The organism is Solirubrobacter phytolaccae (assembly GCF_027587195.1).
GTDB lineage: Bacteria > Actinomycetota > Thermoleophilia > Solirubrobacterales > Solirubrobacteraceae > Solirubrobacter > Solirubrobacter phytolaccae.
Genome location: NZ_JAPDDP010000074.1, coordinates 1 through 20,606, shown reverse-complemented (window position 1 = coordinate 20,606; position 20,606 = coordinate 1). Strand labels below are relative to the sequence as shown.

At 73.0% G+C, this 20,606-nt stretch carries 26 protein-coding genes; 12 read left to right on the top strand and 14 right to left on the bottom strand.

The genetic code is table 11. The annotated features are described in order from the left end of the window. Positions 1–708, bottom strand: a complete 708-nt coding sequence (locus OJ997_RS28905) for a FadR/GntR family transcriptional regulator (protein ID WP_270028820.1) — start codon at positions 706–708, stop codon at positions 1–3. Positions 709–858: 150 nt separating this feature from the next. Between OJ997_RS28905 and OJ997_RS28900 the strand changes: the two genes are divergently transcribed. Both OJ997_RS28900 and OJ997_RS28895 read left to right on the top strand, forming a co-directional pair. Beyond that, positions 859–1,569: a LuxR C-terminal-related transcriptional regulator gene (locus OJ997_RS28900; protein WP_270028819.1), complete on the top strand. Its 711-nt coding sequence runs from the start codon at positions 859–861 to the stop codon at positions 1,567–1,569. Between the two features lie 59 nt (positions 1,570–1,628). Further along, positions 1,629–1,841, top strand: coding sequence for a helix-turn-helix domain-containing protein (locus OJ997_RS28895; RefSeq protein WP_270028818.1), 213 nt, complete (start codon positions 1,629–1,631; stop codon positions 1,839–1,841). Positions 1,842–1,852: 11 nt separating this feature from the next. Here the strand turns inward: OJ997_RS28895 and OJ997_RS28890 are convergent, their stop codons facing one another. Genes OJ997_RS28890 through OJ997_RS28850 form a run of 9 tightly spaced genes read right to left on the bottom strand, consistent with a single transcriptional unit; the run spans position 1,853 to position 9,976 of the window. Further along, positions 1,853–2,611, bottom strand: a complete 759-nt coding sequence (locus tag OJ997_RS28890) for a hypothetical protein (protein ID WP_270028817.1) — start codon at positions 2,609–2,611, stop codon at positions 1,853–1,855. Positions 2,612–2,634: 23 nt separating this feature from the next. After that, positions 2,635–3,546: a DNA-processing protein DprA gene (locus tag OJ997_RS28885; RefSeq protein WP_270028816.1), complete on the bottom strand. Its 912-nt coding sequence runs from the start codon at positions 3,544–3,546 to the stop codon at positions 2,635–2,637. A 16-nt stretch (positions 3,547–3,562) separates the two neighbouring features. Further along, positions 3,563–4,363, bottom strand: coding sequence for a polysaccharide deacetylase family protein (locus tag OJ997_RS28880; protein WP_270028815.1), 801 nt, complete (start codon positions 4,361–4,363; stop codon positions 3,563–3,565). Next, positions 4,360–5,412 (bottom strand): C45 family autoproteolytic acyltransferase/hydrolase, encoded by a 1,053-nt coding sequence (locus OJ997_RS28875; RefSeq protein WP_270028845.1) that lies wholly within the window; start codon positions 5,410–5,412, stop codon positions 4,360–4,362. The genes OJ997_RS28880 and OJ997_RS28875 overlap by 4 nt, the downstream gene beginning before the upstream one ends. A gap of 2 nt (positions 5,413–5,414) precedes the next feature. Continuing rightward, positions 5,415–6,389, bottom strand: coding sequence for a sugar ABC transporter substrate-binding protein (locus tag OJ997_RS28870; RefSeq protein ID WP_270028814.1), 975 nt, complete (start codon positions 6,387–6,389; stop codon positions 5,415–5,417). Then, the gene (locus tag OJ997_RS28865; protein WP_270028813.1) at positions 6,389–7,156 is read right to left on the bottom strand and encodes an ATP-binding cassette domain-containing protein; all 768 of its coding nucleotides are present in this window, start codon (positions 7,154–7,156) and stop codon (positions 6,389–6,391) included. The genes OJ997_RS28870 and OJ997_RS28865 overlap by 1 nt, the downstream gene beginning before the upstream one ends. Continuing rightward, complete coding sequence (locus OJ997_RS28860) at positions 7,153–8,157, bottom strand: ABC transporter permease (protein ID WP_270028812.1); 1,005 nt, start codon at positions 8,155–8,157, stop codon at positions 7,153–7,155. The genes OJ997_RS28865 and OJ997_RS28860 overlap by 4 nt, the downstream gene beginning before the upstream one ends. After that, positions 8,154–8,921 (bottom strand): SDR family oxidoreductase, encoded by a 768-nt coding sequence (locus OJ997_RS28855; RefSeq protein WP_270028811.1) that lies wholly within the window; start codon positions 8,919–8,921, stop codon positions 8,154–8,156. The genes OJ997_RS28860 and OJ997_RS28855 overlap by 4 nt, the downstream gene beginning before the upstream one ends. After that, the gene (locus OJ997_RS28850) at positions 8,918–9,976 is read right to left on the bottom strand and encodes a Gfo/Idh/MocA family protein (RefSeq protein WP_270028810.1); all 1,059 of its coding nucleotides are present in this window, start codon (positions 9,974–9,976) and stop codon (positions 8,918–8,920) included. Before OJ997_RS28850 ends, OJ997_RS28855 begins: the two co-directional genes overlap by 4 nt. A 122-nt stretch (positions 9,977–10,098) precedes the next feature. Here OJ997_RS28850 and OJ997_RS28845 point away from each other — a divergent pair, with 122 nt between their 5' ends. The 4 genes from OJ997_RS28845 to OJ997_RS28830 are packed head-to-tail and all read left to right on the top strand — an operon-like array spanning position 10,099 to position 13,476. Further along, the gene (locus OJ997_RS28845; protein ID WP_270028809.1) at positions 10,099–10,821 is read left to right on the top strand and encodes a FadR/GntR family transcriptional regulator; all 723 of its coding nucleotides are present in this window, start codon (positions 10,099–10,101) and stop codon (positions 10,819–10,821) included. Further along, positions 10,818–11,570, top strand: coding sequence for an IclR family transcriptional regulator (locus OJ997_RS28840; RefSeq protein WP_270028808.1), 753 nt, complete (start codon positions 10,818–10,820; stop codon positions 11,568–11,570). The genes OJ997_RS28845 and OJ997_RS28840 overlap by 4 nt, the downstream gene beginning before the upstream one ends. Continuing rightward, complete coding sequence (locus tag OJ997_RS28835) at positions 11,567–12,346, top strand: class I SAM-dependent DNA methyltransferase (protein WP_270028807.1); 780 nt, start codon at positions 11,567–11,569, stop codon at positions 12,344–12,346. The genes OJ997_RS28840 and OJ997_RS28835 overlap by 4 nt, the downstream gene beginning before the upstream one ends. Continuing rightward, positions 12,346–13,476 carry a TOMM precursor leader peptide-binding protein gene (locus OJ997_RS28830; RefSeq protein ID WP_270028806.1) on the top strand — a complete coding sequence of 377 codons (1,131 nt, stop codon included), beginning with the start codon at positions 12,346–12,348 and terminating at the stop codon, positions 13,474–13,476. The genes OJ997_RS28835 and OJ997_RS28830 overlap by 1 nt, the downstream gene beginning before the upstream one ends. Here OJ997_RS28830 and OJ997_RS28825 read toward each other — a convergent pair. Then, positions 13,389–13,862, bottom strand: coding sequence for a MarR family winged helix-turn-helix transcriptional regulator (locus tag OJ997_RS28825; RefSeq protein WP_270028805.1), 474 nt, complete (start codon positions 13,860–13,862; stop codon positions 13,389–13,391). The two genes, OJ997_RS28830 and OJ997_RS28825, sit on opposite strands and share 88 nt — an antisense overlap. Positions 13,863–13,996: 134 nt before the next feature. Between OJ997_RS28825 and OJ997_RS28820 the strand changes: the two genes are divergently transcribed. Continuing rightward, positions 13,997–14,695, top strand: coding sequence for a FadR/GntR family transcriptional regulator (locus tag OJ997_RS28820; protein ID WP_270028804.1), 699 nt, complete (start codon positions 13,997–13,999; stop codon positions 14,693–14,695). Positions 14,696–14,700: 5 nt separating this feature from the next. On the opposite strand, the gene OJ997_RS28815 is transcribed toward OJ997_RS28820, so the two are convergent. Continuing rightward, a complete protein-coding gene (locus OJ997_RS28815; protein ID WP_270028844.1) occupies positions 14,701–15,567 on the bottom strand; it encodes an SMP-30/gluconolactonase/LRE family protein in 867 nt (288 codons plus the stop codon). Between the two features lie 3 nt (positions 15,568–15,570). Between OJ997_RS28815 and OJ997_RS28810 the strand changes: the two genes are divergently transcribed. Then, the gene (locus tag OJ997_RS28810) at positions 15,571–16,329 is read left to right on the top strand and encodes an SDR family NAD(P)-dependent oxidoreductase (RefSeq protein WP_308213594.1); all 759 of its coding nucleotides are present in this window, start codon (positions 15,571–15,573) and stop codon (positions 16,327–16,329) included. A 6-nt stretch (positions 16,330–16,335) separates the two neighbouring features. Here OJ997_RS28810 and OJ997_RS28805 read toward each other — a convergent pair whose 3' ends face one another. Beyond that, positions 16,336–16,467, bottom strand: a complete 132-nt coding sequence (locus OJ997_RS28805) for a hypothetical protein (protein ID WP_270028803.1) — start codon at positions 16,465–16,467, stop codon at positions 16,336–16,338. Between the two features lie 35 nt (positions 16,468–16,502). Here OJ997_RS28805 and OJ997_RS28800 point away from each other — a divergent pair, with 35 nt between their 5' ends. Together OJ997_RS28800 and OJ997_RS28795 are read left to right on the top strand one after the other, a co-directional pair. Next, positions 16,503–17,003 (top strand): hypothetical protein, encoded by a 501-nt coding sequence (locus OJ997_RS28800; protein ID WP_270028802.1) that lies wholly within the window; start codon positions 16,503–16,505, stop codon positions 17,001–17,003. Positions 17,004–17,422: 419 nt separating this feature from the next. Then, positions 17,423–17,941 carry a VanZ family protein gene (locus tag OJ997_RS28795; protein ID WP_270028801.1) on the top strand — a complete coding sequence of 173 codons (519 nt, stop codon included), beginning with the start codon at positions 17,423–17,425 and terminating at the stop codon, positions 17,939–17,941. 36 nt (positions 17,942–17,977) lie between these two features. Here the strand turns inward: OJ997_RS28795 and OJ997_RS28790 are convergent, their stop codons facing one another. Then, positions 17,978–18,253, bottom strand: a complete 276-nt coding sequence (locus OJ997_RS28790) for a hypothetical protein (protein ID WP_270028800.1) — start codon at positions 18,251–18,253, stop codon at positions 17,978–17,980. Between the two features lie 81 nt (positions 18,254–18,334). Here OJ997_RS28790 and OJ997_RS28785 point away from each other — a divergent pair, with 81 nt between their 5' ends. Then, positions 18,335–19,315 carry a phosphoglycerate dehydrogenase gene (locus OJ997_RS28785; protein WP_270028799.1) on the top strand — a complete coding sequence of 327 codons (981 nt, stop codon included), beginning with the start codon at positions 18,335–18,337 and terminating at the stop codon, positions 19,313–19,315. A gap of 2 nt (positions 19,316–19,317) precedes the next feature. Beyond that, positions 19,318–20,595 (top strand): histidinol dehydrogenase, encoded by a 1,278-nt coding sequence (gene hisD, locus OJ997_RS28780; protein WP_270028842.1) that lies wholly within the window; start codon positions 19,318–19,320, stop codon positions 20,593–20,595. Positions 20,596–20,606 lie beyond the last annotated feature (11 nt).

Here is a 20,606-nt window from a genome sequence, read left to right as displayed (position 1 = left end):
TCACCGCGGGCGGCGCGTGCCCACCCAGCGCGTGAGCTGCCGCGCGAACGCGCTGACGGTCTCCTCGGCCAGGGTCTCGTCCCGGCTGGAGAGGCCTTCGAGGATCCGCCGGTGGTGCACGATCAGCGTGCGGTCGCGTTCAGGGGCGCGCACGCGCCGCAGCTCCGCGAGTGGCAGGTGCAGCGGCTCGATCAGCTTCGCCAGCACGGGGTTCCCCGAGAGCCGGCACAGCAGGTCGTGGAACGCGGCGTCGGCGACGACGAGCGGGTCGGTGCGGTCGAAGCGGCGCACGGTGTCCAGGCCGAGCGCATCCTCCATCGCGTCGATCCGCGCCTTGAGCAGCCCGAGGTCGCCGTCGGTCGCGGCGTCGACCGCGCGGGCGGCGGCCTCGCGTTCGATCACCGCTCGCGCCTCGATCACGTCGGCGACGACCTCCGGCTCCGGGCCGCGCGCGATGAGCGCGCGGAACACGTCAGGGTGGCGGGTGTCCCAGTGGTCGCGTTGGCGGATGGACTGACCGCGACCGGGATGCACGGCGATCAGCCCGCGCTCCTCGAGCCCGCGGAGCGCCTCGCGGATCACGCCGCGGCTGGCGCCGAGCTGCGCGGCCAGCTGCGCCTCGGTCGGGAGCCAGCCGCCTTCGGCGTGGGCGCCGCCGACGATCGCTTCGACGAGCTCGCGCATCACGTCCGTATACCGGCGCCCCATCAGGGCGGATCGAATCAATCAGGGACCGTCTCGTCAAACGGGCGCTCGTACGCGAGCCTCAGGATCTCGTACGGGCTGCGGTCGGCGGGCCAGGTCGGCGGGGCTCGTCGGGCGGGTCGTGACCAGTCAGCCGTCGGACCGGGGCGCCTCGTGATCCCCCGTGTGACGGCCGTTCCGCCGCTCAAGAACCCGTCGCTCGCGCGCCGCCACCGGCTCGGCCATAGCGTGCGACGCGTGATCTTCGTGGTGCTCGCCGATCCGCAGCCGCTCTTCCGTGACGCGGTCGCGCGCGTGATCCGTCAGGACCCGGAGCTGCAGCTCGTCGCCGAGGTCTCCGGCGGCCGGGCGGCGCTGGCCGCGGTCGTCGCCCACGACCCGGACGTCGCGCTCGTCGCGCGTGACCTGCCCGACCTCGACGGGGAGCGCGTCCTCGCGGCGACGGTCCGCGAGCACCGGCGAACGCGCGTGGTGCTCCTGGACAGTGCGCCCGGTCCTGACGCATGGTCGCTGCTCGGCGACGGCGCCGCCGGCGTGCTCTCGCGGCGTGTCGCTCCCGACGCGCTCCGAGCGGCCGTGCATCGCGTCGCCCGCGGCGAGACCGCCCTCTGCGACGAGGCTCAGACCGCGCTCGCGGCCGAGGTCCGCGCCCGCAGCGCCGCGGACCGCCCGCTGCTCAGCCCGCGCGAGCAGCAGGTGCTCGACCTCGTCGCCGACGGGCTCAGCGCCCCGCAGATCGCGAGCCGCCTCCAGGTCGCGACGTCGACGGTGCGCACCCACCACAAGCACCTCCTGGTCAAGCTCGACGCCCACGACCGCGCGCAACTCGTCCGTCACGCCATGCGCCGGAAACTCCTCGATTAGCAGCGACTTGAGGTTCTGGCCCTGGTGCCGCGAGCGTCGAACGCTGAGCATCCGCGCCCGTGGATCCGACGGCCCAGTTCGCAGAGAACCTGCGCCGTCTTCGGCTCGCCGCGGGCATGACCCAGGAACGGCTCTCCGAGGAGGCGCAGATGGACGCCGCGGAGATCTCCCGCCTCGAGCGCGGAGGCCGCGACCCGCAGCTGCTCACGATCGTCCGCGTCGCCCGAGGGCTCGGCGTCACTCCGAGCGAGCTGCTCTCAGGTGTCGAGTGACCGCGAGACGGCTATCGCTCGAGGCAGCAGGTGTCCCAGCTGTAGCCCCTGGGCAGCCCCGCGAGCAGCTCGGCGCTTGTAGGACCGTCGGGCGGTCTTGGCCTCCACCCAGGGCTGATATGCCGTCCGATGACTACGAACCCGACAGTGCGTGCGCCTGCGGCCTTCAGCGCGGCTCCGGCCGACTGCGCGTGACCCCCTCTTGTCCACGTGTCGTCGATGAGCAACACGTCTTTCCCCACGACATCTACGGTGGCGACGTAGCGCCCCTCGTTGAACTCCCTTCCGGCCGCGACGCCGCCGGTCGGGTGGAGGACACGTTCGTACCGCTGCGCCGTGGGGTGACACCCGAGGCCTACGATCCACCGCAGATTCGCTCGCCGCTCGTCGCCGTCGGGTGTGCTTGAGGGGACGCTTGTCACGATGTCGAACTGCGATTGCTGGGCGTTCACGGCCGCCGCGACGTGGACCTCATGGCTCTCGAGGAACAGCCAGAGGATCGACGCGAGCCGCGGCATCATGTACCGCTGTGACGCGTGGTCGCCGTCCTTGTAGCTGCGGAGCACCTTGTGCATCTGGCTGAGGTGCTCCGAGTAGGTGATTGGGACGACGACATCGAGTGGCGACGGCTGGCTGCTGCACGCGTAACAGCGCGAGTAGCCGGGATCGATGAACGTATGGCAGACATCGCAAACTCCCGGCCCGGCCGGGAGCACGTTGCGCATCGCGTTCACATACGTGGCGGCGGCTTCGGTGACCGTGAGCGTCACGGCTCTAAGCGGCTCGCGGACCGCTACCGGATGAGTGTCAGTTGCCCGGACGCGGCATACAGGCGCTCAAGATGCTCCACGATCTCCGCGCCCTCCTCGACCACGTAGACACCTCGGTGCTCGTGATACTCACGTGCCCAAGGATGTTCCAGCAGCGATCGTAGGAGGAACACGGGGCGGCCATGCTCGAGGGCCAGACGGGCCTGCATCTTGGCGCCGCTCGTGTACGACGCCTCGACGACGACGGTCGCTCGCGTAAATCCCGACATGACGGCGTTGCGCTGTGGGAACGTCCATTTGCGAGGCTCCTGCCCGGGCCAGAACTGCGAGACGACCGCGTGATCGCGGCCGATCCGGTCCTGAAGCTCGGCGTTGGCCTTCGGGAAGGAGTGGCGTAGGCCAGTCCCGATCACGCCGATGGTGCGTCCTCCGGCCTCGAGTGCCGCAGTGTGCGCAGCGGTATCCACTCCGGCGGCCAAGCCGCTCACGACGACGTAGTCGGCCTCGATCAGTCCCCGACTGATGGACTGAGCCTGGCCAAGACCGCGTGGACTTGCCTTTCGGGTCCCGACCACGGCGACCGAGCGGCTGTCGCCTTCCCGCAGTGAGCCTCGGAGAAAGAGGACGGGTGGTAGATCGTGAACCATCCGCAGATTGGCCGGGTATGTCGCGTCGAGCACCGTAACGACACGAATCCCTTCGGCTTCCCACCCGTGCAAGTGGTCCTCGAGCTGGTCGAGGCTGACGCGCTTGTCGTCAATCTCGAAGAGGCGGTCTGGGCCGGCTTGAGCATCGAGGTTCTCCAGCAGTCGGAGTGCGCTCCCCTCCTCCTCGATTGCGCCGGCGAGACGATTCCACGGCAGGTGACGACCGGCCATCAGCGCAAGGACAGCGGCCGTCTCGCGCGTGCTCACGAGCGTCCTGTTATCGAACATGTGTTCGTAGAATACGTCACGGCTCGGACTGATAGCGCGACGATACGTTACCCCCGGGCGCGACACTCGACTCCGGCGCCGCCTGCGTCAGGCCTGCCAGCTCCGAGTGGGGGTGGACGGCGAGATCGTGCCTGGCGGCCGCGGTCAGGACCTCGCGCAGCACGTGTGCGCGCTCCGGGCGTCCGAGGATCTCCGGGTGCAGCGTCAACGTCACCGGTCGGTCTTCCTTGGCGGCCAGCTCGACGGCTCGCTGCCAGACCGCGAGGATGCCGCCGCCGTCCAGTGAGGCCGCGTAGTAGGGCGCGTCGTCCAGGCTCCAGTGCACGGGCAGCTCGACGAGCGTGCCGGCGGCCAGGTACGGCCGGTCTTCGCCCATCAGGCTCGAGTCCCAGCGGAACCCGTACTCGTCGAGCAGTGCGAGCGTCACGGGCGTCAGCTCCCAGCCCGGCGCGCGGTAGCCGAGCGGGCGCGGGCCGAACGGCGAGAGCGCCTCCAGGCCCTGCTCGATCTCGGCCCGCTGCTCGGCGTCGTCGAGCGTGTCCGGCCGTCGGTGCGTGTGGCCGTGATGGCCGAGCTCGTGCCCGGCCTCGACGATCGCGGCGACCTCCTGCGGGTGACGCAGCGCGGTCACGCCCGGCACGTAGAAGGTCGCGCGAACGGCGAACTCGTCGAGCAGGCTCAGGATCCGCGGGAGCCCACAGCGCAGCCCATACACGCGTTCGGACCGGCTCGTGAGCCGATGCGCGTAGCCGAGCCCGCCGCCAGGCAGGCCGGCTTCACCGTCGACGTCGACCGTGATCGCGAGGGCGCCGCTCATCCCCGGGCTCCGAGCGACACCGGAGCCGAGACGGGCTCGAACACCGCACGGCACGGCGGTCCGGCCGCGACCCGCAGGGAGCGCCAGGCCGGCCGGCACCAGGTCGCGGCGAGCGTGGCGCGCTGCTCCGCCCAGGGCGTCCCGGGTGGGTCGCCGTGACGGCACACGGGCTCGGCCACTTCGCCGTGCTGCGCGAGCACCTGCGGGACGCCGGCGCCCATCCGTGCCGCGCGCGCCAGACGGACGAAGCGGTCGAGCGTGCCGGGGTGCGTGGCCGGCATCGTGTCCTCGCCGGCCCGCGGCGTGCTGAGGAAGTGATTGGTGTGCACGAGCCAGCCGTCGCGGTCGGGCTCGACGAACCGCGCGCCCCCGGGGGAGAGCTCGGCGGCGAACAGGTCCGCGCTGCCGGCGGTGGCGACGGTGATGCACGAGGACGCACTCGTGCGCGCGCGGGCCAGCAACTCGCGGGCCTCGGCGCCGCTCCCACACCCTTCGAGCACCTGCCGCAGCAGGATGTGGATCGGCGTGCCGTCCAGGCCGCCGTCGGCCGAGGAGGTGAGGAAGTTCAGCCCGCAGGCGACGCCGCGGTCGTTGTGGCCGAGCTTGGCCAGCACGCCGGCCTCGGTGACGGTCTGCCACCAGCGGTCCCCGGCTTCGACGGTCCACACGACCGTGGCCGCGGCGAGGGCGGGATGCCAGTCCCAGGTCTGGGCGAGCCAGCCGCCGTCGAGCTCCAGCCGCCCGAGCAGCGAGCACTCACTGCCGCCGGCGAGCAGCTCGGTGCGCGCGTTGATGGCGAGCAGCTCGCGCACGTCCTGCCCGGACCCCACGGCGATGCCTTCCAGCTCATCGACCAGCTCGGGGTCGAGCCGCGCGCCGACGGTCTCGCCGGCGCGCAGGATGTCTTGCCGCGAAAGGTCGGCGGCCTCACGCAGCAGCCGGCGGTAGGTGGTCACGGTCACGCCGACCGCGGCCGCCTGGGCGCGGCCGAAGCCGCGCCCACGGTCGCCGGGCTCGCGCTCACGCGAGCTGTGGTGCGGGAACGGCAGCGCTAGCCCTTCCAGTCCGCGGCGTTGTCGGCGCTGACGACGGTCACGGGCACGAGCGTCTTGGCCTCGACCGCCTCGTCGCGCGCGGCCGCGACCGCGGCCTTGACCGCGTCCGCGCCGATCTCCCGCGCCGACCACGCCACGGACGCGTCGATCACGGTCCCAGCCTGGATGTCCTTGACGATCGCGGGCTGCGCGTCGAAGGACACGAACAGCGGATCCTGGTTCGCGGCCTCCAGCGCCTTGATCATCCCGACCGACTGCGAGTCGCTGGTGGAGAACACGGCGTCGAGGTCCGAATGGCGCGTGATCATGTCCTCCATCGCCTTGCGCCCCTTCTCGGGGTCGCAGCCCGCGTCCGCGTCGGCCACGAAGTCGAAGCCCGTGCCGGCGCCCGCCTTGAAGCCCTCGTAGCGCGCGGTGGTGACCGGATGCCCGGCCACGCACAGCACGACGCCGACCTTGCCGCCCTCGGGAAGCTGCTCCTTCAGCCACGCTCCGCCGGCCTCGCCGCCCGCCTGGTTGTCCGTGCCGATGTAGGCCGCGAGCTGGTCGGTCAGCTCGTCCGCCGGCGCGTCGAACAGCACGAGCGGGATGTCCGCGTCGAGCACCTTCCGCAGCGCCGGGAGCAACGGCTTCGTGTCCGAGCCGTTGACGGCGATCGCGTCGACCTGCTTGGTGATCGCGTTCTCGATCAAGCCGACGACGTCGTCCGTCGAGCCCTGCGCGCGCCCGGCCGAGACCTCGACCTCCGCGCCCGGCAGCTTCGCGGCCTCCTCCTCGACGCCCGCCTTCTGCGCGATGTAGAAGTCGTTGCCGAGCGAGGCCATGATCACCGCCACGCGTACGGGCTTCGCCTCCTCCGTGGCAGCGGCCGCGGCCGTCGTCGTCGGCTCGGCCTCACCGCCCCCGTCGTCGCCACAGCCGGCGACCAACGCCGCAGCCAGCGCCGCGGCCACCCATCTCGTTGCACCCATCAGCTCCTCCTCGTGGACGGCGGAGGCACGGCGCCGACGATCATCGACACGAGTGCCTCGTGGTTTTCGGAGGTGGGCGCCGCCGTCCCGACCGTCCGGCCTTGGCGAAGCACGACGGCGCGGTCCGCGACCTGCGCGACGTGCTCGAGGTTGTGCGAGATCAAGATCACCGCGACGCCCTGCTCGGGCAGGCGCGCGACGAGGTCGAGGACCTTGGCCGACTCGCGCAGGCCGAGCGCGGCGGTCGGCTCGTCGAGGATCACGAGCCGCTGCGCGAACGCGACGGTGCGCAGCACGGCGATCGCCTGGCGCTGGCCGCCCGAGAGCACGCCGACCTCCTGGCGCGGGTCCACGCGGTCGACCGCCAGCCGTTCGAGCTGCGCGATCCAGTCGCGCTCCATGGCCCGCTCGCGTAGGAGGCCGAGCCGGCCGAGCATCCGCGGGTGGCGCAGCTCGCGCCCGATCCGGAAGTTCGCGACCGCGCTGAGGTTGTCGAACAGCCCGAGATCCTGGTGGAGCGTCTCGATCCCGGCCTCGCGCGCCGTGCGCGGAGAGCCGAACACCACCGGCTGGCCGTCGACCCGCAGCTCACCACCGTCGAGCGCGTGCACGCCGCCGATCGCCTTGATCAGCGTCGACTTGCCGGCGCCGTTGTCCCCGAGCAGCGCGACCACCTCGCCGGCGTCCACGGTCAGCTCGGCGCCGTCCAGCGCGCGCACGGCCCCATAGCTCTTGACCGCGCCGCGGACTTCGAGCAACGGCGTCATGCGCTCGCCGCCCGGGTCCGCAGCCGCTGCTCGAGATGCCCGCGCAGCACGTCCAGCTCGAGCGAGACGATCACGAGCACGCCGACCGCGATCAGCTGCCAGAACGGGCTCACGCCGAGCAGGTCCAGCCCGTTGCGGATCACGCCGATGATCAGCGCGCCGGCGAGCACGTTCACCACGCGCCCGCGTCCGCCCTGGAAGCTCGCGCCGCCGATGATCACGGCGGTGATGGCGTCCAGCTCGAGCAGCTGGCCGGCCTGTGGAGACGCGGAGTCGGTGCGACCGGCGACGAGGATCGCGGCCACGCCGGCGAGCAGTCCGCACAGCACGTAGACCGAGACGAGCACGCCGTTCGCGGGGATGCCGGCGCGCCGCGCGGCTTCGGGATGCCCGCCGACGGCGTAGATCCAACGCCCCCACTGCGTGCGCCCGAGCAGGACGCCGAGCGTCAGCGCCAGGGCGGCGACGATCAGCACCGGGATCGGGACCCCGGCGACCTTCCCGGACCCGAGCGTGCTCACCACGGGCGGCAATCCGGTGCGCGTCTGCCCGTCGGCCAGCACGAGCGCGAGCCCGCGGGCGATGCCGAGCGTCCCGAGCGTGACGATGAACGGGTTCGGCACGCGGCCGTAGACGAGCACCACGGCGTTGACCGTGCCGACGGCCAGGCCGGCGGCGAGGAACAGCGCGAGGCTGCCCGCACCGCTCGTTCCCGCCCAGGCGGCCGCGACCACGCCCGCGAGGCCGACCGCCGAGCCCACCGACAGGTCGATCCCGCGCGTGATGATCACGAGCAGCTGGCCGAGCGCCAGCACGGCGACGAACGACGCCTGGAAGCCGACGTTGGCCACGTTGCGCGAGGTCAGGAAGTACGGCGACAGCAGCGCCATGACCACGACGAGCACGGCCAGGATCAGCACCGGGCCGGCCTGCAGCGCGCGCAGGCCGAGCGACGTGGCCCGGTCGCCGCGCGGCGCGTGGGCGACGGCGGCGGCGCTCACCGCTCCACCAGCTGCTGGAGGGCCACTGCGCTCGTGAGCGTGAGCCCGCCGTCGGCGATGATCGAGCTGCCGGTCACGTAGCTGGCGGCGGGGGAGACGAGGTGCGCGATCGTCGCCGCGATCTCCTCCGGGCCGCCGGGGCGACCCAGCGGGATCGGCTCCAGGGCGACCGAGTGCGGGTCCACGCCGGCCTTGCCGGTCATCGGCGTCGCGATGTGCCCCGGGGCGATCGCGTTGACGGTGACGTCGAAGCGGGCGAGTTCGAGCGCCATCACCTTCGCCGCCATGCCCAGCCCGGCCTTGGCGGCGGAGTACGCGGCGGCGAAGCGCAGCGGCACGTGCTCGTGGACGGACGTGACGAACACGATCCGGCCGCCGCGGTCGGCCGCCACGAGCCGACGGGCGGCGCGCTGCGCGCACAGGAACGGGCCGGTCAGGTTGATCTCGATCGCCCGGCGCCACGCGTCGGGCTCGTCGTCGAGCGTCCCGGCCCGGTGGTTGGCGCCCGCACAGGCGACGAGCCCCCACAGCGGGCCGAGTTCAGCGGCGAGCTCGTCGATCGCGTCTCCGGGCCGGTCGGTGAGGTCCAGCCGCGCGACGGCGACCGGGACGTCCTTGGCCCGCGCGGCAGCGGCGGTCGCGTTCGCTCCGGCCTCGTCGGTGTGCCACGTGACGCCGACCGGATGTCCCGCGCGCGCAAGGGCGATCGCGGTGGCACGGCCGATCCCCGAGTCCGACCCGGTGACGATCACCGCGCCGCTCACGTCAGCACCGTCTCGCGGTAGAGGGCGGTGAGGAAGGCGACGTCGCGCGCGCCGTCCTCGATCGGGCTCAGGCACGGCGCGTCGCCGGTGATGCAGGCGTGGAAGTGCTCGAGCTGGGCGGCGTAGGCGTTGGCGGGCGTGCACCAGCGGCGCTCCGGCGTGGTCTCGACCCGCAGCTCGGCGGGTGCGGAGCCGAGGTAGGGTGCCGGGAAGCGCAGGCGCACGACGGCTTCGGCCCCGTGGAAGGCGAGCTCCTCGCGGAACGCGGCGGCGCTTGGTGCGAGCTGCCACAGCGCGCTCCAGCGGGCGCCGTCCGCGCGGGTCCAGGCGCCGTAGGCGAGCGTGCCGTCCTCGGCCGCGACGCCGTCCGTCGCCGTCCACGCGCCCGCGCAGATGCCGAGCACGAGGTTGACGTCGTGGACGAGCGCGCCCAGGAACGCGTCGGAGAACGCGCGCACGTGGCGCGGGTCATCCGTGCCGAGCGCGTCCGCGACCTGCGCCGCGGTCTGGGCGCCGAGCGCGGTGGGGCCGGGCGCGACGAACCCGGCGGGGCGCAGGCGCGTCCCGATCCCGGGGTCCGTGGTCGCCGAGGTGACGACGCGCAGTGCTCCGGCCTCCGGGAGCGCCTCGGCGAGCCGGGCCACGACCGGGTCGAAGCGCTTCATGTAGCCGACCTGCACGACGCGGTCGGCGGCGCGCGCCCGGGCGACGAGGTCGCTCGCGTCGGCGGGGGAGAGGCACAGCGGCTTCTCGACGAGCACGTGCAGGCCGCGGTCGAGCGCGTCCCGGACGACCGGCGCGTGGGTGCCGTTGGGCGAGAGCACGAGCACGGCATCCAGTTCGGCCGCGTCCAGCAGCGAGCGGTGGTCGGCGAAGGTGGCCGGGATGCCGTGGCGGCGGGCGAGCGCGTCACGGAGAGCGGGGTCGGGGTCGGCCAGGGCGAGGACGGCGAAGCGGTCGTCGAGCGCGCGCACCGCTGGGAGATGCGCGAGCTGAGCGATCAGTCCTCCGCCGACCACCCCGAGCCGGACCACGGCGTCGGATGAGTCGAGCACGAAGAGATTGGATCATTCACTCACTTGGCTCGTCAACGGCACAAATCTGTCCGCCGAGATGTCGGACGAAAGGGGCGAATGTCGGCCTCGTCGACCTAGAGAAAGGGTGATCAGATCAATGCATGTCTCGTCTGCACCGCACACTGCTGCAGGCGCTCGTGGCCGACATCGTCGGCGGAGCGCTGCGCGAGGGCGACCGTCTGCCGACCGAGAGCGAGCTCGCCCGCCGCTTCGAGGTCTCCCGCGGCGTCGCGCGCGAAGGCCTGCGCAGCCTGGAGGAGCGTGGGCTGGTGCGCGTCAAGCACGGCAGCGGTGCGACGGTCCAACCCGCGACGGAGTGGGACATGCTCAACCCGGAGGTGATCGCCGCGATGCTCGCCGGTGACCGCGGGCTGCAGCTGCTCGGCGACTACCTGGAGTGCCGGCGGCTGCTGGAGATCGAGGCGGCCGGGCTGGCGGCGCAACGGGCGGCGCCGCGGCAGCTCGTCGCGCTGTCGGAGGCGCTCGAGCGCATGACCGCGGCGGCCGCCTACACGGCCGGCGGACCGTCGGCGGAGGATCGCTTCCACGACGCCGACATCGCGTTCCACCGCGCGGTCATCCAGGCCACGGGCAACCATGCGCTGGGCCGGATGACCGAGCCGGTGCACCGCGCGCTCGCCGCTGCCCGCCGGCCGCTCGCGCGGCCCGAGCTGCGCCTGGAGCGCAGCCTGCCGGAGCACCGCCGGATCCTGGCCGCGATCGCCGACGGTGACGCGGACGAGGCCCGCGCGGCGATGCGCGATCACCTGCTCACGGTCGAGCGCTACCTGTCCGAGTACGCGGCGGAGGCGCGGTCCGCATGAGCCCGAGCGCGACCGAGGCGTTCTTCGCGAGCCGCGCGATGCAGGCGCTCGAGGTGCTGGCCTTCGGGCCGTCGACGGCGACGCGGGTGGCGGACGAGCTGCAGGTGCACCCGCGCACGGCGCGCCGGCTGCTCAACCGGATGGTCCACGACGGCTGGCTCATCCGGCGTGACGGCCCGCGGCCGACCTACACGCCGACGCTGCGGATCGTCGCCCTGGCCGCGCAGCTGGCGCAGCGCGCGCCGCTCGTGCGGCACGGGCTGGAGGTCACGAGCGAGCTGCATGCCGACACGGGCTGGGACGTGCACCTGGCGGTCCCGAGCTACCGCTCCGCCCTCCGGCTCGTCCGCGCGACCGGCGCCGAGGACGCCGTCCCCGCGCTGCGCGATCTCGCCCCGGCCCACGCGATCGCCGCCGGCAAGCTGCTGCTTGCTTTCCGGGAGCCGTGGCGTGATGCGGTGCTGGCCGCCCCGCTCACCGCGGTGACCGCGCGGACGGTGACCGATCCGCTCGCGCTCCGGGCCGAGCTCGAGCGGGCACGGCGGCACGGGTTCGCCGTCGAGAACGCGGAGTTCCGCGCCGGAGTGCGCGCGGTGGCGGTGCCGGTCATCGGGGAAGGCGGGGAGGTCGTCGCGGCGCTGGCCGTCTCCGCCGGTGAAGTCGAGCTGGAGGTGCTGGTCGAGCGCCGCGAGCCATTGAGTGCCGCCGCCGCAGCGCTTGGAACGCGGCTGGATGGAGCGGCGACGTGACCGATGACGACGCCCGCGCGGCCTACGACGTGCTCGCGCCCGTGTACGACCTCGTCACGGCGGGGCACGATCATGCGGCGTGGGCTTCGCAGCTGGAGGCGCTCGCGCGCGGGGCCGGGCTGCGGGGCACGCGGCTGCTCGACCTCGGCTGCGGCACGGGCCTGAGCATGCTGCCGATGCGCGAGCGCGGCTACGAGGTGACCGGCATCGACGTGTCGACCGGCATGCTCGAGGGAGCACGCGACCGGCTCGGGCCGGACGTGCGCCTCGAGGTCCACGATCTCCGCTCGTTGCCCGTGCTCGGCGCGTTCGACCTGATCTGGAGCGTCGCCGACGGCTTCAACTGCCTGCTCGACGACGGCGAGCTGATCGCGGCGTTCACCGGCGTGCGGCGCAATCTCGCGCCGGGCGGCGTGCTCGTGTTCGACGTGGACACGCTCGCGAGCTTCCGGTCGCTGTACTCGTCGTTGATCGTCGCGCCGGGCGCGGCCGGCGTCGCCATCTTCGACGGCCAGGCGGAGTCCGATCTCGGTCCGGACGAGGTCGCGGAGGCGATCGTCGAGCGGCTGCAGCCGGGCGCGGAGCCGCCGTGGTGGACCCGCGCGCGTGCTGTCCATCGCCAGCGACATCACTCACGGGCGACGCTCGAGCGCGCGCTCGCCGCGGCTGGGCTCTCGTGCGTCGGCGTGTGGGGCACGGACTTCGCGGGCGTGCCGGGTCAGCCGCTGGACGAGGCGCGGCACAACAAGGCCGTCTACCTGGCGCGGGAGGCGTGATGCGTCGCTATCGCCTCAAGTCTTCCGTCGAGCCGTTGACGACCGCGGACGGCGCGCTGTTCCTGATCCGTGCGGGCGACGACGACCTGGCGATCCGTGACGCGTCTCCCGCGGACGCGGCGCTGCTCGAGCTGCTCGCGGCCGAGGAGCCGACGCTGGACCGGATCACGGACCGGCTCGGGTTGGACGCGGATGCGGCGCGCTCCAAGCTCGAGGCGCTGGCGGCGGCCGGCGTGCTCACCGCCGCGGCCGCCTCGCCGGGGTTGGACGCGGAGGACGCCGAGCGCTTCAGCCGCCAGCTCCCGTACCTCGCGGACCTTGGCGATGCGCACGCGCTGCAGCGGGCGCTCGCCGACGCGCGCGTGACCGTGATCGGCTGCGGAGGTCTCGGCACCTGGGCGGTGGCGGCGTTGGCGGGCGCGGGTGTCCGCCGGCTGCGGATCGTGGACGACGACGTCGTGGAACGGTCCAACCTGAACCGCCAGATCCTCTATTCGCCCGCCGATCTCGGGGTGCCGAAGGTCGAAGCCGCGGCCGCGTGGCTGCGTGCGTTCGACGAGCGCATCGAGGTCGAGGCGGTACAGCGGCGGGTCGAGGGCGTCGAGGCGGCGATCGAGGTCGTCGACGGCGCCGACGCCGTCGTGCTCGTGGCGGACTGGCCGCCGTACGCGCTCGCCCGCTGGGTCAACGCCGCCTGCGTGCCGCGCCGGATCCCGTTCATCACGGGCGGCCAGCTGCCGCCGATCGTCAAGCTCGGCCCGCTCTACGACCCGGGCCGCACGGCGTGCTTCGCCTGCCACGAGCGAGGGCTGCAGGACGGACCGGGCTACGACGCCTACGCCCGCCGCCTCGCCACGGCTCCGGCCCGCGGCGCCACGCTGGCGACCGCTTCCGGCATGGTCGGCACGGCTCTCGCCAGCGATGTCGTGCATCGCCTCGTCGGGGCGCCCGTGGCGACGGCGGGGGCCGCGCTGCTGCTGGACCTGCGCACGCTCAGCACGCGTCGCGAGCCGATCGAGCGCGACCCGGCGTGCCCCGTGTGTCAGCCCCAGTGGCGCCAGACCGGGACGCCGTCCGCGGGAGCGATGTCGTCCGCCTCCGGCGCGGAGACCGGTTCGCCGACGAGCTGATCGAGGACGCGTCCGGCGGCGACGAGGTCCTCCGTCGTGAGGTCGTCGAGCGTCACGGGCGACGCGCCGTCGAGCGCCTCGCGGCCGGCCGGGGTGAGCTCGATCCAGCGCAACCGGCGATCCTCCGGGTCCGCCCAGCGACGCACGTAGCCGTGCTCCTCGAGGCGCTGGATCATCGCGCCGGCACCGCTGCGCGAGAGGCCGGTGAGCTCGCCGAGCCGCCGCTGCGCGAGGCGCTCGTGGTGGGCGAGGTGCAGCAGAGCGGTGAGCTCCTCGTCCCCGACCCGGAGCCGGCGCCGCAGCTCACCCCGCCGCTGCATCCCGGCCAGCTCCAGCGCGGCCAGCGCGCTCTGGAGACTCGTGATCGCTACGGCTCGCTCATTCATGAGGTTCTGGCCTAGTAGTAGCGGATTCTGGCGCAGATCGGCGTTGCAAGGCGACTCATCGTGTGATTGGGTCTCTGGACATGTCGACCGTCGTATCGTCGGCGTCCCCGCGACGTCGCCTGCATCGTGAGGTCATGGCCGAGTTCGTCGGCGAGATCGTCGGCGGGCAGCTCGCGCCCGGTGAAGCGCTGCCGAGCGAGGTCGCCGTGGCCGAACGCTTCGGGATCTCGCGCGGGGTGGCCCGCGAGTGCCTGCGCGCGCTCGAGGAGCGCGGCCTCGCGACCGTGCGGCACGGCTCCTCCACGATCGTCAACCCGCGTGAGGCGTGGGACCTGTTCGACGCGGAGGTGATCGCCGCTTCGCTGGCCGGCGCCGGCGCCGAGCACCTGCTCGGCGAGTATCTGGAGTGCCGGCGGATCATCGAGATCGAAGCCGCCGGGCTCGCCGCCGAGCGGGCCTCCGAGGACGGCGTGGCCACGCTGGACGCGCGGTTCGCGGCGATGGAGGACGCGCTGTCGCGCCGGCCCGCCCGCGTCCAGGAGGAGGCCTACCACCAGGCCGACGTCGCGTTCCACACGGCGCTCGTGGAGACGACGGGCAACCTCGCGCTGCTCGCGCTCGTGCGTCGCGTCGACGACGCGCTCCTGGCCGCGCGCTATCCGCTGGCGCGTCCGGCCTACCGGCGCACGCGTGCGCTGCCCGAACACCAGGCGATCCTGGACGCCGTCCGCGCCGGTGACCCCGATGCAGCCCGCGCGGCGATGCGCGCGCACCTGGATACGGTCGAGGGGTACCTGCGCGAGCACGCGCGCAAGGTCGCCCGCGGCGCCTGAGCGGCTCACGCGGCACCGAACGCGTGGGTCGCGCGGCCTTTCACGCCGGGGCGCAGGCGTAGGACCGACCCGGCGGCCGTCTCCGCCTCGCGTGCGACTGCGTCGAGCAGGTGGCGCGAAGAGGTGACGTAGAGGTCGCGCAGATCCTGTCCGCCGAACGCGACGCTGGTCGGGAAGCGCACGGGGAGCGGGATGTGCGCGTCCAGCGTGCCGTCGGGCTGGTAATGGCGGAGCGCGCCGCCGCCGAACAGCGCGACCCACACGCCGCCGTCGGCGTCGACGCACAGTCCGTCCGGCAGTCCGTCGGCCGGGTCGATGCGCGCGAACGCCCGCCGCCGCCCGATCCGCCCACGGTCCAGGTCGAAGTCGAACGCGTCGATCCGCTGCGTCGTCGAGTCGATGTAGTACAGACGCGTCGCGTCGAGGTTCCAGTCCAGGCCGTTCGAGATCGTCGCGCCGCCGACCGCGACCTCCAGGGCGCCACCGGGCTCCAGCCGGTACAGCGCCGCGGTGCCCGGCGTGCGGCGCATCGACATCGTCCCGGCCCACAGTCGCCCGCAGGCGTCGCAGGCGGCGTCGTTGAAGCGGTTCGCGCCCGGCGGCTCCTGGACGCGCCCGATCGTCTCGCCGATGTGCACGACGTCGAGTCCGACGCCCGCGACCAGGCCGCCACCCGCCGCGGGGATGGCAAAGCCGACGCGATCGGATGTTTCGCGCCGCTGCTCGTTTCCCGTCGCCGGGTCGTAGCGGACGATCGCGGGCGCGTTGATGTCCACGCGCAACAGCTCGTTCGACGCCGGCAGCCACACCGGACCTTCTCCGAGCTCGTCGCCTCCGCGGCGCACGATCTCGATCTCCACTGATAGAGTCATTATATCTCTCAGGTTGCCATCATCACCGGCGGAACCCGCGGCATCGGCCACGCGACGGTCGAGCGCCTGCTGCGGGACGGCTACGCCGTCGGCTTCTGCGGGCGCGACGCGCGGCTCGGCTACGAGCTGCAGGGCGAGCTCGCGCACCTCGGCCCGGCGAAGTTCGTCCGCGCCGACGTCGGCGCCGAGCGCGACGTCGAGGCGTTCATCGCCGCCTGCGCCCACGAGCTCGGCCCGCCGACCGTGCTGGTCAACAACGCCGGCCGCAACGCGAACTTCGACGCCACGACGATGACCGAGGCCGACTGGGACGCCTTCTTCGCGGTCGACCTCAAGTCGGCCTGGCTGTGCGCGAAGCACACGCTCCCGCACATGCGCGCGAGCGGGGGAGGGGCGATCGTCAACGTCTCCTCGATCCACGCCAGCGCGACGCTCGAAGGCTTCTTCCCGTACGCCGCGGCCAAGGCGGGCCTCGCCGGCCTGACGCGCAGCCTCGCCCTCGACCACGGCCCGGACGGCATCCGCGTCAACTGCCTGTGCCCGGGCTTCACCGACACCCGCCTCGTGCGCGAGAGCATGGAGCGCGCCGAAGACCCGGCCGCGGCCGAGCGCGCGATGGTGGCGGGCGTCGCGCTCGGCCGGATCGCCGCGCCCGAGGAGATCGCGGCGACGATCGCGTTCCTGGCCTCACCCGAGGCGAGCTACATCACGGGCGCGACGCTCTATGTCGACGGCGGCCTGACGGCGCGGCGAGCCGGCTGACCGGGGTCATCGGGCGGCGACCTCGAAGAGCACCTCGTCGAGCGCGGTGAAGTAGAAGCCGTAGGTTCCGCGCATGCGGCGCGGCGGCTTGGGGAGTTCGAGGCCGGCGGCGGTCAGGCGGGCGTACTCGGCGTCCACCGTCGGCGCCGTCGAGCACGATCAGCAGCTCGTCCGTGGTCGAGAACCACGATCGACTCAACTCGGGCGCTCGACCTGTCGATCTACGCGCTGTGGAGCGCAACGTATCTGCGCAACCGACGTCTCTGGCCCGCAGGCTCGCCGCGTCGATCACCCTCCTCGGCGGTTGTGCCTTCGCCCTCGTTGCCCCCTTCGCTGTCGTGATGGCGTGCGAAGACCGCCGCGACGCCTGCGGCCAGTCTTGGCAGTCCGACGGCCTGGTGTGGCTCAGCTTCGTCGTGGCCGTCGCGAGCCTCTGTCTGGCTCTCGTCGCATGGAACGGCCGCTGGTGGAAGACAAGCGGAGCGGCCGCGTCGGTCCTCGTCCTCGGCACGCTGTCCTGGGCGGTTCTCTCCCGCGAGGTCCCCGAGCTGCGAGTCGCAGAGGGCCCCTGGCTGCTCATCCTGGCGCTGGACGCGCTCGCCGTCACCACCGCGCTCCTCACGGCGTCCCATGCGCGCGGCGGGCACCTGCGCGCCGACGCGCCCGGCGGCTGAGATACCCCTGCCGGGCACGCGGGCCGCTCGCGAGGTCCGGGTGCCGCTCCGCCCGGCGCGGCATTGTGTCTGTCGCCGGGGCGCGGTCCGGATGAGGACGTCCCTTGTCACAAATGACGGTGTCCCGGACATCTAGGGGGGTGTACGGCCTGCCGTGCACGAGCCCTCCGCGCGCCTTGCGCTCCCCGCCGTCTGACCAGCGGCAACTGCAAGGCACGCCTCGAGCAGCGGAGTGATGTCCGCCGGCCGGGGAAGCACGATGGCTTCCCCGGCCGAGCGGGCGTCTGACGACGTTCCCATGGCCGCCACGACTCCCACGTCGCCGGCCCAGGGCTAGGATGGGCTCGAGGCGGCGACGACGTCTTCACGCATGCACCGAACCAGCGGAAGGAGCCGCGCGAGTGTTCAAAGCGGTACCGGTGCTGCCCGTGGTCGTTCCCCTCGCCGCGGCGATGTTCGTGGCCCTGCTGTGGCACCTGCACCGTCGCGACCGGCTCTCGGCACCGCGCGCCATCGTGTCGTTCCTGCTCTGTGTGTACGCGGCTGGAGTCGTCGCGAACACGGTGTTCCCGATCTTCTGGGACATGCCCGGTGGCGCCGAACCGTGGACGGCGTATCTCGACGTGGTGCCGCTGGTGGGATACGAGCTCTCCGACGCGGTGACGAACGTCCTGGTCTTCGTACCTCTCGGGATGCTCGTGTCGCTCTGCGTGGACAGCACGTCGTGGTGGCGCGTGCTCGCGGTGGCCGCGACGCTCAGCCTGGCCATCGAGCTGGCCCAGCTCTTCACCGCGCGTGTGCTGGGTGGCGGCCACATCGCCGATGTGAACGACCTCATCTTCAACGTGGCCGGTGCCGCGCTCGGCCTGGGTCTGATCTCCCTGTTGTCGCGGGTCCCTGGCGCCGCTCTGCTCATCAGCCGGTTCCGCTGGCGCTGAGCTTCGAGCAGCCCCGCCTCCGCAGGCGCCGTGTCGTCAGGACAGGTTGTCGACGAACCAGAGCACCGTCCCGACGATGCCGCCGAGCATCAGTCCGTATCCCGCGATAATCGCGACCGACTTGCCGAAGAGCGTGCCCGTTCCGCCGGCGAACATCTGGCCCAGGAAGCGGAGCAGCGAACTGCGCGAGCGCACGATCAGAAATCCAAGGCACGCGACCGCCACCAGGACCGGAAGCGGCGCCGTGTCGATGTTCGGGTTGTCGCCGAAGAGCAGAATCGTTGGTGGAGTACCCGGTGATCGGCGAGGCAACGCGATCGATTGCCGCCCGAACCTGTCGCTGGACAGAATTGGGCCTGTCCACCCGATTGGTCCGGTGATTGGATCAATCGCGTGGCGACGATCCTCATCACCTGGCCCGACTTCGACGCCGAGGGCGCGGACGTCGGGCGCCGGCTGACCGAGGCCGGCCACCGCCTGCGGATCGCGCCGCGCACCGCGGACCGCACCCCGCGCGACCTGCTCGCGCTGCTCGAGGGCGTCGAGGCGGCGATCGTCTCGACCGATCCGTTCGACGCGGGCGTGCTTGACGCGGCGGCGCGGCTGCGCGTGATCGCTCGCGTGGGTGTCGGTACCGACTCGATCGACCTGCAGGCCGCGGCGCGCAACGGCGTTGCGGTGTGCACGACGCCGGGTGCGAACACCAGCAGCTCCGCCGACCACACGGTCGCGCTCATGCTCGCGGCGCTGCGGCGTGTGCCCGCGCACGACCGCGCGATCCGTGCCGGGCGATGGGAGCGCACGGGGCCCGCGGTCGGCAGTGAGCTGGGGGGAGCCACGGTCGGGCTCGTCGGCTACGGCGCGATCGGACGGGCCGTGCACGAGCGCCTGACCGGGTTCGGCGCCCGCATCCTCATCTGCGATCCGTTCGCGCCCGCCGGTGGGCCCGGTGTTCGGCACGTGGACCTGGACACGTTGCTCCGCGCGAGCGACGTCGTGTCGCTCCACCTGCCGTTGACGCCCGGAACCCGGCATCTGCTGGATCGCGCACGGCTCGCACTGCTGCCCGCGCACGCGATCCTCGTCAACACGGCGCGCGGCGGCCTGGTCGACGAGGACGCGCTCGCGGACGCGCTCGAGGCCGGGGCGCTCCGCGCGGCCGCGCTGGACGTGCTCGCGCTCGAGCCGTCACCGCCGGGCCGGCTGCACGCGCTCGAGAACGTGACCCTGACGCCGCACGTCGCGGGCCTGAGCGAGCCGTCGATCCGGGAGATGACCCGGCGCGCGGTCGACGCTGCCCTGGCCGTGCTCGACGGGCGCCGCCCGGAAGGCCTCGTCTCCATCTCCGAGCCCAATGAGGTGACTCCCGCTTGACCGTGTTTCTCAAAGACGCGCCGTGGCACGCCCCGGCCATCGCGGCCGAGGTTCGCGCGCGTGTGTCCGAGCTGCTGCTCGCGATCGAGCGCGGGGGAGAGCGGGAGGTCCGCCGCCTCTCGCAGGTGCTGGACGGCTGGTCGCCACCATCGTTCGTGCTCGACGCGGAAGAGATCCGCGCGGCGACCGACGCCGTCGACCCGGGGCTCGCGGAGCACATCGCGTTCGCGCAGGCGCAGGTGCGCGGCTTCGCCCGGGCGCAGCGCGAGACGTTGCGTGACCTGGAGGTCGAGCCGCTACCGGGCGTGACGCTCGGACATCGGCACCTGCCGGTCCGTGCCGTCGGCGCGTACATCCCGGGCGGCCGCTACCCGATGCTCGCGTCCGCGTTCATGAGCGTCGCGGTCGCCAAGGAGGCGGGCGTGCGGGACGTCACGGCGTGCGCGCCACCACGTGCCCGCCAGGGCCTGGACCCGGCGATGATCCACGCGATCGCGACCTCAGGCGCCGATCGCATCCTCTGCCTCGGGGGTGTCCAGGCGCTCGCGGCGATGGCCTTCGGGCTCTGCGGCGCCGAGCCGGCCGACATGCTCGTCGGGCCTGGCAACGCGTACGTGGCCGAGGCCAAGCGCCAACTGTTCGGCACGGTCGGCATCGACCTGCTGGCCGGCCCGACCGAGATCGCGGTGATCGCCGACACGACCGCCGACCCCTTCCGCGTCGCGGCCGACCTATTGGGCCAGGCCGAGCACGGCCCGACCTCGCCCGCGCTGCTGATCACGACGTCCGAGGACCTCGGGCACGCGGTGCTCGCCGCCGTCGACGAGCTGCTGCCCACCTGGCCGACCCGCGAGGTGGCGGGCGAGGCGTGGCGCAGGCATGGCTCGGTCGCGGTCGTCCCCGACGACGCGGCCGCGATGGCACTGTCCGACGCGCACGCGCCCGAGCACCTTGAAGTCCACGTCGCGGAGTCCAAGCTCGGCGCCTATCACGCGGGCCTGCGTTGCTACGGCGCACTGTTCCTCGGAGCGGAGGCCACGGTGGCCTACGGCGACAAGGCGATCGGCACCAACCACGTGCTGCCGACGATGGGCGCGGGGCGCTTCACCGGCGGCCTGTGGGTCGGCTCGTTCCTGCGCACCTGCACCTACCAGCGCCTGACCGCGGCCGGCACGCGCGAGGTCGCCCCGGCGGTCGCGGCGATCTCCCACGCCGAAGGCTTCGCCGGGCACGCCCGCACCGCGGGGCTGCGGCTCGCCGCCGCGGAGGCGGGGGCGTGAGCGCGGTCGGC